Origin of the sequence: Methylobacterium sp. J-076 (genome assembly GCF_022829405.1) — a bacterium.
Lineage (GTDB): Bacteria > Pseudomonadota > Alphaproteobacteria > Rhizobiales > Beijerinckiaceae > Methylobacterium.
The window spans coordinates 1-2,778 of sequence record NZ_JAKSXW010000080.1; the positions used below are offsets into that span (position 1 = coordinate 1).

At 69.9% G+C, this 2,778-nt stretch carries 2 protein-coding genes; both read right to left on the reverse strand.

Annotated elements, in window-relative coordinates; genetic code table 11:
- Positions 1 to 57 precede the first annotated feature (57 nt).
- Positions 58 to 1,527: a Fe-S cluster assembly protein SufB gene (sufB, locus tag MKK53_RS07155; protein ID WP_243928005.1), complete on the reverse strand. Its 1,470-nt coding sequence runs from the start codon at positions 1,525 to 1,527 to the stop codon at positions 58 to 60.
- 67 nt (positions 1,528 to 1,594) lie between these two features.
- Positions 1,595 to 2,764 (reverse strand): cysteine desulfurase family protein, encoded by a 1,170-nt coding sequence (locus MKK53_RS07160; protein ID WP_243928006.1) that lies wholly within the window; start codon positions 2,762 to 2,764, stop codon positions 1,595 to 1,597.
- Positions 2,765 to 2,778 lie beyond the last annotated feature (14 nt).

Genomic DNA, 2,778 nt, shown 5'->3' on the forward strand with positions numbered 1-2,778 from the left:
CTCACGGGGGCCACCCTCCCCCGCAGAGGGGGGAGGGAGGAGTGTTGTGCGAGCGGTTCAGCCTACCGAGCCTTCGAGGCTGATCGAGATCAGCTTCTGGGCCTCGACGGCGAACTCCATCGGCAGCTGCTGCAGCACGTCCCGGACGAAGCCGTTGACGATCAGCGCGGTCGCCTCCTCCTCGGAGAGGCCGCGCTGCAGGCAGTAGAACTTCTGGTCCTCGGAGATCTTCGAGGTGGTGGCCTCGTGCTCGAACACCGCCGAGGCGTTCTTCGACTCGATGTAGGGCACGGTGTGCGCCCCGCACTGGTCGCCGATCAGCAGCGAATCACAGTTCGTGAAGTTCCGGGCGCCCTTGGCCTTCTTGTGGGCCGAGACGAGGCCCCGGTAGGTGTTCTGCGAACGCCCGGCCGAGATGCCCTTCGAGATGATCCGGCTCGTTGTGTTCTTGCCGAGGTGGATCATCTTGGTGCCGGAATCGACCTGCTGCATCCCGTTCGACACCGCGATCGAGTAGAACTCGCCGCGGGACTCGTCGCCGCGCAGGATGCAGGACGGGTACTTCCACGTGATCGCCGAGCCGGTCTCGACCTGCGTCCACGAGATCTTCGAGCGCGCACCGCGGCAGTCGCCACGCTTCGTCACGAAGTTGTAGATGCCGCCCTTGCCGTCGTTGTCGCCCGGATACCAGTTCTGGACCGTCGAGTACTTGATCTCGGCATCGTCCAGGGCGACGAGTTCGACCACGGCCGCGTGGAGCTGGTTGTCGTCGCGCTTGGGGGCGGTGCAGCCCTCGAGGTACGAGACGTAGGAGCCCTTGTCGGCGATGATGAGCGTGCGCTCGAACTGGCCGGTGTCACGCTCGTTGATGCGGAAGTAGGTCGACAGCTCCATCGGGCAGCGCACGCCCGGCGGGATGTAGACGAACGACCCGTCGGAGAACACGGCGGTGTTCAGCGTGGCGAAGAAGTTGTCCGTCGCCGGCACCACCGAGCAGAGGTACTTCTTCACGAGCTCGGGATGCTCGCGCACGGCCTCGGAGATCGGCATGAAGATCACGCCGGCCTTCTCCAGCTCCTTCTTGAAGGTGGTGGCGACCGACACGGAGTCGAACACCGCGTCCACGGCCACCCGGCGCTCGGGGGCGATGCCCTCCAGCACCTCGACCTCCCGCAGGGGGATGCCGAGCTTCTCGTAGGTCTTCAGGATCTCGGGGTCGATCTCGTCCAGCGACATCGCCGCCGGGCGCTTGGGCGCGGCGTAGTAGTAGATGTCGTTGTAGTCGACCTTGTCATACGAGACGCGGGCCCACTCCGGCTCCTTCATGGTGAGCCAGCGCCGGTAGGCGTCGAGGCGCCATTCCAGCAGCCATTCCGGCTCGTTCTTCTTGGCCGAGATGAAGCGCACGACGTCCTCGGAGATGCCCTTGGCGGACTTCTCCATCTCGATGGTGGTCTCGAACCCGTACTTGTACTGGTCGAGGTCGATCGAGCGGACCCGGTCGATGGTTTCCTGCACGGCAGGCATCAGCGTCTCCTGGCATGCCCGGCGTCAAGGGCCGGGAAGCGTGTGGATGTGGCTCGGGACGCGGCCCTCAGGCCGCCCGCCCTTGCCTCTCATATAGGGATGTCACGACCCGTTCGAAGGCGTGGAGGAGGCGTGACACATCCTCCTCCACGGTATTCCAGCCCAGGCTCACCCGGAGCGCCCCGCCCGCGAGTGCGGAGGGCACGCCCATGGCGGCCAGCGTCGCCGAGCGCGCCACCTTGCCCGACGAGCAGGCCGAGCCCGACGAGACCGCCACCCCCGCGAGGTCGAGGGCGATCAGCGCCGCGGGGGCGTCGAGCCCCGGCACGGCGAAGCTCAGGGTGTTCGGCAGGCGCGGAGCCCCGGCCCCGAACACCACCGCATCCGGCGCCAGGGCCATCACCCCCGCCTCGGCCCGGTCGCGGAGCGCCGCGAGCCGGCCCGCCTCGGCGGCGAGCGAATCGGCGGCGATCCGCGCCGCCTCACCCATGCCAACGACGGAGGGCAGGCTTTCGGTGCCGCAGCGCTGGCGCTTTTCCTGGCCGCCGCCCCGGACGAAGGCCTCCGCCAGGGTGACGTCGTCGGCGAGCACCAGCGCACCGACCCCCTTCGGCGCGGCGAACTTGTGGCCCGAGAGGGTCAAGGCGTCGAGGCCGAGTCCGGCGAAATCCAGGGGGATCTTGCCCACCGCCTGCACCGCGTCGCTGTGGACAAGGGCGCGCCCATGGGCCCGGGCCCGGGCGACGACCTCCCCCAGGGGTTGGATCACGCCCGTCTCGTTGTTGGCCGCATGGACCGAGATCACCACGGTCTCCCCCGCCAGGGCGGCGAGCCGCGCCGCGAGGGCGTCGAGGTCGAGGAGCCCCGCCGCGTCGACCGGCAGGATCTCGACGGCGTCGGCCGGGTAGCGGTGACCCGCGGCGACGCAGGGATGCTCGCTGGCGCTGACGAGGAGCCGCGTCGGCGCCGGCCAGCCCCGGCGGCGCAGGGCACCCGACAGCGCGGCGTTGGCCGCCTCGGTCCCGCCGCTGGTGAACACGGCCTGCGCCGGGCGCGCGCCCACCAGGGCGGCGACCTGACCCCGCGCGGCCTCGAGGGCCGCCCGGGCGGCCCGCCCCTCGGCATGGACCGAGGACGGATTGCCCGGCAGCGCCAGGGCGCGCGCCACCGCCTCCGCCACCGCCGGACGGACCGGGGCGGTCGCATTGTGGTCGAGATAGGCGCGCACCTGCTCCATCACCGGACGCTTCG